Source organism: Pseudomonas sp. 67(2021), assembly GCF_017491835.1.
Classification (GTDB): Bacteria; Pseudomonadota; Gammaproteobacteria; order Pseudomonadales; family Pseudomonadaceae; genus Aquipseudomonas; species Aquipseudomonas atacamensis.
Map to the genome: position 1 here is coordinate 110,951 of NZ_JAFGYL010000019.1, position 7,452 is coordinate 118,402.

A 7,452-nucleotide genomic window follows, 5' to 3' on the forward strand; every position below is an offset into this window, starting at 1 on the left:
GGTTCGACACGGATGTTGGCTGGACCGCTTATTCGCGAGCAGGCTCGCTCCCACAGGGAGTGTTCAGTGAATGAAAGGGCAATCAACATGGCAATGTGCGGCGAAGTACTGGTCAAGCTGTTGGAGAATTACGCGGTCGAGCAGGTGTTCGGCATTCCCGGTGTGCACACCGTCGAGCTGTACCGAGGCCTCGCGCGTTCAAGCATCAACCACGTCACGCCTCGTCATGAACAGGGCGCCGGGTTCATGGCTGACGGCTACGCGCGTACCAGCGGTAAACCCGGTGTGTGTTTCATCATCACCGGCCCGGGCATGACCAATATCACCACGGCCATGGGCCAGGCTTACGCCGATTCGATTCCGATGCTGGTGATCTCCAGCGTGCAGTCGCGCAGTCAGTTGGGTGGTGGGCGCGGCAAGTTGCATGAACTGCCGAACCAGAGCGCACTGGTCGGCGGCGTCGCAGCGTTCTCGCACACGCTGATGTCCGCTGCCGAACTGCCGGTGGTGCTTGCTCGCGCTTTCGCGCTGTTCCAGGCCGGGCGACCGCGTCCGGTGCACATCGAAATTCCGTTGGACGTGCTGGTGGAAGAGGCCGATGAGTTGCTCGCCAGCCTGCCGGTGAATATCGATCGCGCCGGCGCCGCACCGGCTGCCGTGGCCCGCATGAGCGAACTGCTCGCCACGGCGCAACGTCCACTGATTCTCGCCGGCGGCGGTGCCATCGACGCAGCGCCGCAGCTGACCCGACTCGCCGAATTGCTCGACGCTCCAGTGGCGCTGACCATCAATGCCAAAGGCATGCTGCCGACCAGTCATCCGTTGTTGATCGGTTCGACGCAGAGCCTGGTTGCCACCCGCGCACTGGTCGCTGAAGCCGACGTGGTGCTGGCGATCGGCACCGAGCTGGCCGAGACCGATTACGACGTGACCTTCGCCGGCGGCTTCGAGATTCCCGGCAAGCTGTTGCGCATCGACATCGATGCCGATCAGACCGTGCGCAACTACCCGCCGTACGTCGCACTGGTCGCTGATTCGCGCAATGCCGCGCAAGCATTGCTCAGCGCCTTGTCGCACCAACCGCTGGCCGAGCGTTGCAATGATTGGGGCCAGGTCCGCGCCGCGCGTCTGCGTAATGAGTTGGCGGCGAGCTGGGATGCACCAACGCTGGCGCAGACGCGTTTCCTCGAAACCGTGTTGCACGAGCTGCCTGACGCGGTGTTCGTCGGCGATTCCACGCAACCGGTGTACACCGGCAACCTCACCTTCAATCCCGAGCGTCCGCGTCGCTGGTTCAACGCATCCACCGGTTACGGCACCCTCGGCTATGCGTTGCCGGCGGCGATTGGTGCGTGGCTCGGCGGCCAACTCGATAACGGCGCGCGACCGCCAGTGGTGTGCCTGATCGGCGACGGCGGCTTGCAGTTCACCCTGCCGGAACTGGCTAGCGCCGTTGAGGCGCGGGTGCCGGTAATCGTGCTGCTGTGGAATAACCAGGGTTACGAGGAGATCAAAAAGTACATGGTCAACCGCGCCATCGATCCGGTCGGCGTGGACATCTACACCCCGGATTTCGTCGCCGTGGCCAAGGGCCTCGGTTGCGCCGCGCAAGCCATCAGCAGCATCGACGAATTGCGCGCAGCGCTGCGTAAAGCGACGGACCGGCAAGGCCCGACGCTGATTGAAATCGACCAGAACCAGTGGATGCAGGCGGTGGCCCAATGATGAGTTTTCCAACCACACTTGATGGGCTCTTCATCAACGGTCAATGGTCGTCGGGCCGCGAGCATCTACGGGTGATCAATCCCGCTACCGAAGCGCTGCTGACCACCGTCAATGGCGGTGACGAACACGCCGTCGACCAGGCGATCAGCGCGGCGACCGAGGCGTTCGAACACTGGTCGACAACCACCGGCGCCGAACGCGCTGCGATCCTGCGCAACATTGCCAACGGCGTGCGCAACGGTCGCGATCACTTGATGAACCTGCAGTCGAGCAACAACGGTAAACCGCAGTTCGAAGCGGCCATCGATGTCGATGATGTGATCGCCACTTTCGACTATTACGCCGAACTCGCCGAAGGCTTCGACGCCGGTCAGGACAGCAACGTGCCGCTGCCCAGCGAGGATTTCAGCGCACGCTTGCGGCGTGAACCCTGCGGCGTGGTCGGGCTGATCGTGCCGTGGAATTTCCCCATGGTCACCACCGCGTGGAAACTGGCGCCAGCGCTCGCCGCCGGTTGCTGCGTGGTGCTGAAACCTTCTGAAGTGACGCCGCTGCCGGAGCTGGAACTGGCCGCGATCATCGCTGAATCCGGTTTGCCCGACGGCGTGTTCAATCTGGTCTGCGGCACTGGTCTGGCGGTGGGCGCGCCGTTGTCGGCGGATCCACGCATCGCCAGGATTTCCTTCACGGGCAGCAATGCGGTTGGCGTGCAGGTGATGCAACGCGCTGCCGAAACGGTGAAGGGTGTGAGCCTGGAGCTGGGTGGCAAATCGTCGTTGCTGGTGCTGGCGGATGCCGATTTGGAGCTGGCGGTGGAACTGGCCTGTGGTGGGGCGTTTTTCAACGCCGGGCAGATGTGCTCGGCCACCAGTCGCGTGCTGGTGGCCGAGGCATTGATGGACGAATTTCTTCAGCGCCTGCAAAAACGTGCGGAGGCGATTCGAGTCGCCGATCCGTTTGATGCGGATGTGGAGATGGGCGCGCTGGTCAATCAGGCGCAGTACCAGCGGGTGCTTGGGCATATTGATCGCGGTTTGAGCGCCGGGGCGAGGTTGGTGTGCGGCGGCAATCGTCCGGCGCATTTGCCGCGCGGTTATTTTCTGCAGCCGACGGTGTTCACCGACGTGCCGCTGGACAGCGCGTTATGGCGTGAAGAGATTTTCGGCCCGGTGGTGTGTGTGCGCAGTTTCGCCAGTGAGAGCGAGGCGATTGCGCTGGCCAACGACACGCAGTTCGGCCTGGTCGCGAGTGTGGTGACGCGCGATGCTGCAACGGCGGATCGCGTGGCCAATGCCTTGCAGGCAGGGCTGGTGTGGATCAATGCTCCGCAGGTGATTTTCCCGCAGACGGCTTGGGGTGGTTACAAGCAGAGCAGTGTCGGCCGCGAACTGGGGCCTTGGGGGTTGGCGGCGTTTCAGGAGATCAAGCATGTGATCCGCGCGGTCTGATCATAGATATGTAGCGCTTGGACTGACCCCTTCGCGAGCAGGCTCGCTCCCACATTGGAATGCATTTCCCTGTGGGAGCGAGCCTGCTCGCGAAAGCGCCATAAGCCCCACTTCAGGTTCCGGATCAGACCGAAAGCCGCAACCGCGCCAGATCCCGCAACGGCGGCGCGCCAAACAGTCGGCTGTACTCACGGCTGAACTGCGACGGACTTTCATAGCCCACCCGATACCCCGCCGCCGAGGCTTCCAGCCCTTCGGTCAACATCAGCCGCCGCGCCTCTTGCAGGCGCAACTGCTTCTGATATTGCAACGGACTCATCGCGGTCATCGCCTTGAAACGGTGATGCAACGTCGACACGCTGAGGTTCACTTCCCGCGCCAGATCATCGATGCGCAGCGGCTGCTCGAAGTTGCCGTTGAGCCATTTGATGGCCTGGCTGATGCGATGGCTCTGACTGTTGGCAATCGCAATCTCATACAGACGATGGCCCTGTGGGCTGCGCAGCAGGCGATAGAGAATCTCCCGGCGAATCAGCGGCGCGAGCATGGCGATGTCTTTCGGCGCGTCGAGCAGCCGGGCCAGACGCAGCACCGCGTCGAGCATGGCGCTGTCGATTTTTTCCACGTACAGACCACGTCCGGTCGGCCGCGTCGGTACGCCCATCGGGCCGGCGTCGGCGATCAGCGCGGTGATTTCGCTCGGGTCGATATCCAGGCGCACGGCGAGGATCGGTTCCTCTGGCGAGACATTGACCACCCGGCCGCTGAGCGGCATCGAAACCGACACCACCAGATAATTCAGCGGGTCGTAGTTGAAGAACTCATCGGCCAGGCGCACCTCTTTGCGCCCCTGCGCCATGATGCACAGCGCCGGCTGCGCGAGCACCGGGGCAAAGTCATGGGACTGGGTGTGGCGCGACATCACCAGCGAACCGATCGCAGTCTGGTAGCTGCCATCGTCGCTGGTGTTGCGGCGGATGATCGCCGCCAGCTCCGCACGCTGCTTTTCCATGTCGGCGCTGGGTTCGGCTTGAAAACGATCGAATGACGTCATGCACGGCATCCTCGGCAAGTGAGGGGGGGAATGCAGCAGAGCATATGTTTGTGCAAGCAGCAGCGGTAGACACATTCTGCCAAATGCTTGCCTGATTCTGCCCGCAGGTGCACGTAGGTCTCCCGCCAGACGATTCCGTAGGAGCTGCCGAAGGCTGCGATCCGTTGATCTTCAAGGCAAAAGCAAAAGATCGCAGCCTTCGGCAACTCCTACACAAAACGCGTATGACAGACGTGTTGCGCGGGTTTACAGGTTGTTACAGGTCGTCTGCGCAGTCTCGCAGGATTGTGCAACGCGAAGGCAGGAATCGACTAACGGCGCGGCGGCCCCGGCCCTTAATCTTTGCTTCAGTCGCAGCCCGTCCCCCGGCTGCCACGCGATTTCATGGAGGGTTGATCATGTCCAAGCAAATGCCTGTCAGTCATATGGCCTTCGTTCGTGCCCAGGCCGGGCGCTCGGCGGAGCTCGGTGTGCGCCTGAGCGCGTTGATCGAGGTCTCGCGCGCGGCGCCCGGCTGCCTGAGTTTTTCCCTGCAACAATCGCAGTGCGACGCCGACCTGTGGCTGGTCAGCGGCTACTGGAGCAGTCAGCAAATGATGACGACTTATTTCAACAGTCCGTCAATGGAAGTCTTCGCCGAGCTGGTGCAGGACCTGGTGGTCAACAGCCTCGACTTCCACACCTTCAGGGACGTTTCCGCCGCGCAGGCCCTCGGTCAATGCGCCGCGCCGATACACAAACTCGCCGGTTGAGGGTTTAATGTCCGGCTTATTTGATTGAGCCAGGATCCGCGACATGGCACGTAAAGAGTTTGAACGCTTCGAAGCAGTCTCCGCAGTCGTCCCCGTCGAGCTGGGCGGCAACAAGGGTTATTACGCGGCGATCGCGGTCAAGGCCCTGGTCGATGGCGGCGCCCCACGCTTTCACAAGTTGCTCGATGAGCAGGTGTTCCCCGGCGCCATTGCTGCCGATGACGCAGCCATCAACGAGCTGGACAAGCTCAAGGGCGTCACCGATGACGCCGAGCTGATCTGGTAATTACTTCTGTGCGCCCGGGCGCCACATCTTGAACAGAGCCTCAGGCCCCAGCTGGAAATAATCCGCCGGCCCGCCGCCGCGCAAAATCGGTTGTGCGGCGGCGGTGTCGTAGATGCCGTCCTTCAGCAGCCATTTGGCGATGTGCACCGCGACTACTTCACCGAGGATCAGCCAACTCGGCACCGTTTCGCCATCGGCGCGTTGCAGCTGGATGATCTGCGTAACCTTGCACTCGAAGGACACCGGGCTTTCGGCGACCCGTGGCACCGAAATCACCTTTGACGCCACGGTCGTCAGCCCTGCCAGTTCAAACTCGTTGACCTCAGGCGCGACCATCGCGCAGCTCTGGTTCATCTGCTCGGCCAACGGGCGCGTGGCGAGGTTCCAGACGAACTCTCCGGTCTGCTCGATGTTGTTCAGACTGTCTTTGCGCCCGACGCTGGAAAAACCAATGATCGGCGGCACGTAGTTGAACGCGTTGAAGAAACTGTACGGCGCGAGATTCAGCCGGCCTTCGGCATCCTGCGAGGAAATCCAGCCGATGGGCCGCGGGCCGACGATGGCGTTGAACGGATCGTGAGGCAGGCCGTGGCCGTTGGCGGGTTCGTAGAAGTGGATGTCATCGGGCATGGGTAACGGATTCCTGAGCTGCATTCGGATGCAGCCATAGTGCAAGGACCCGGCGCATATTTCCAGCCAGACGCGAGACCCCGTAGGGTTCGTGGCAGGACACAGATTTTGTGGCCTGCCAGCGATGTAGCCCCGTCAGTCAGTCACGATCCGCGAATGCTTCTGGGTGTCTTTCATGGTGATGTACACCAGCAGCGACACGGCAATGCACGCGGTGACGTACCAGTAGTAACCGGTTTCCATGCCGATGCTCTTGAACCACAGCGCGATGTATTCGGCAGTGCCGCCGAAGATCGACACGGTCAGCGCGTACGGCAGGCCGACGCCCAGGGCGCGGATTTCGGTAGGGAACAATTCGGCTTTGACCACCGCGTTGATCGAGGTGTAGCCGCTGACAATGATCAGCGCCGCCATGATCAGGAAGAACGCGCCCCACCAGGTCTGGATGGTGTGCAGGGTCATCAGGATCGGCACGGTGAAGATCGTACCGAGCACGCCGAACGCGATCAGGATCGGGCGACGACCGATCTTGTCCGACAGGCCACCGATGATCGGTTGCAGGCACATGAACAGGAACAGCGTGGCGGCGGAAATGGTGGTCGAGTCGGAGATGCTCATGCCGACCGTGTTCACCAGATACTTCTGCATGTAGGTGGTGTAGGTGTAGAACGCCAGGGTGCCGCCCATGGTCAGGCCGACCACGGTCAACAGCTCTTTCGGGTGGCGCATCAAGGTGCGCATGGCGCTTTCCTTGGATTTTTCTTTCTTGGTGAACGACTCGGTTTCTTCCATGCCGCGACGCAGGTACAGCGCTACCACTGCGCAGAGCGCGCCGATGGCGAACGGAATACGCCAGCCCCACGCGTAGAGCTGTTCGGTGGTCAGCATGTTTTGCAGCACGATCAAGACGCCGAGGGCGATGAGCTGGCCGGAGATCAGGGTCACGTACTGGAAGCTGGAGAAGAAGCCGCGACGTTCCTTGGTCGCCATCTCGGACAGGTAAGTCGCCGAGGTGCCGTACTCGCCACCGACCGACAGGCCTTGCAGCAGGCGGGCGAATACCAAGAGGATCGGCGCGCCGATGCCGATGGTTTCATAGTTCGGGCTCAGGGCGATCAGCAGCGAGCCGAAGCACATGAGGTATACCGAGGCCATCAGCGCTTTCTTGCGCCCGACCTTGTCGGCGTACATGCCCATCAGCCAGCCACCGATCGGACGCATCAGGAAGCCCACGGCGAAGATCGCTGCGGTGTTCATCAGTTGCGCAGTGGTGGAACCGGCAGGGAAAAAGGTTTTCGCGAAGTACAGGGAGAAGGCGGCGTACACATACCAGTCGTACCACTCGACCATGTTGCCGACAGAGCCGCTGAAGATCGATTTGATCCGGCTGGCGGTGGTTCTCGGTTTGGCCGGCACGGCAGCCGACCCAAGGGGCAGGGCGTTGGAGTTATCCATTGAAGGATCCTTCGTTTAATTGTTTTTGTGGAGCGCGTCGGAACGCAGCCTGCCAGGGCTATAGCAGGAGGTGTGCCAAGGGGTGAGGGGCCGGTTTAGAGG

The 7,452-nt window shown here is 61.9% G+C and carries 7 protein-coding genes; 4 read left to right on the forward strand and 3 right to left on the reverse strand.

The features are described from left to right. Positions 1–87 precede the first annotated feature (87 nt). Together J5M66_RS21485 and J5M66_RS21490 are read left to right on the forward strand one after the other, a co-directional pair. On the forward strand, positions 88–1,725 hold the full coding sequence (locus J5M66_RS21485) for a 5-guanidino-2-oxopentanoate decarboxylase (protein WP_207808436.1): 1,638 nt from the start codon (positions 88–90) through the stop codon (positions 1,723–1,725). Further along, positions 1,725–3,173, forward strand: a complete 1,449-nt coding sequence (locus J5M66_RS21490; RefSeq protein ID WP_207808373.1) for an aldehyde dehydrogenase family protein — start codon at positions 1,725–1,727, stop codon at positions 3,171–3,173. Before J5M66_RS21485 ends, J5M66_RS21490 begins: the two co-directional genes overlap by 1 nt. A gap of 124 nt (positions 3,174–3,297) precedes the next feature. Here J5M66_RS21490 and J5M66_RS21495 read toward each other — a convergent pair whose 3' ends face one another. Beyond that, positions 3,298–4,227: an AraC family transcriptional regulator gene (locus J5M66_RS21495; protein ID WP_123443711.1), complete on the reverse strand. Its 930-nt coding sequence runs from the start codon at positions 4,225–4,227 to the stop codon at positions 3,298–3,300. Positions 4,228–4,625: 398 nt separating this feature from the next. Between J5M66_RS21495 and J5M66_RS21500 the strand changes: the two genes are divergently transcribed. After that, entirely contained in the window at positions 4,626–4,979 is a 354-nt protein-coding gene (locus tag J5M66_RS21500) for an antibiotic biosynthesis monooxygenase family protein (protein WP_016773446.1), read from the forward strand. Between the two features lie 43 nt (positions 4,980–5,022). Beyond that, positions 5,023–5,265: a hypothetical protein gene (locus J5M66_RS21505; protein ID WP_016773447.1), complete on the forward strand. Its 243-nt coding sequence runs from the start codon at positions 5,023–5,025 to the stop codon at positions 5,263–5,265. Here the strand turns inward: J5M66_RS21505 and J5M66_RS21510 are convergent, their stop codons facing one another. Further along, entirely contained in the window at positions 5,266–5,895 is a 630-nt protein-coding gene (locus tag J5M66_RS21510) for a flavin reductase family protein (protein ID WP_071173402.1), read from the reverse strand. It abuts the gene before it with no gap. Positions 5,896–6,030: 135 nt separating this feature from the next. Next, on the reverse strand, positions 6,031–7,350 hold the full coding sequence (locus J5M66_RS21515) for an MFS transporter (protein ID WP_024014128.1): 1,320 nt from the start codon (positions 7,348–7,350) through the stop codon (positions 6,031–6,033). Positions 7,351–7,452: the final 102 nt, after the last annotated feature.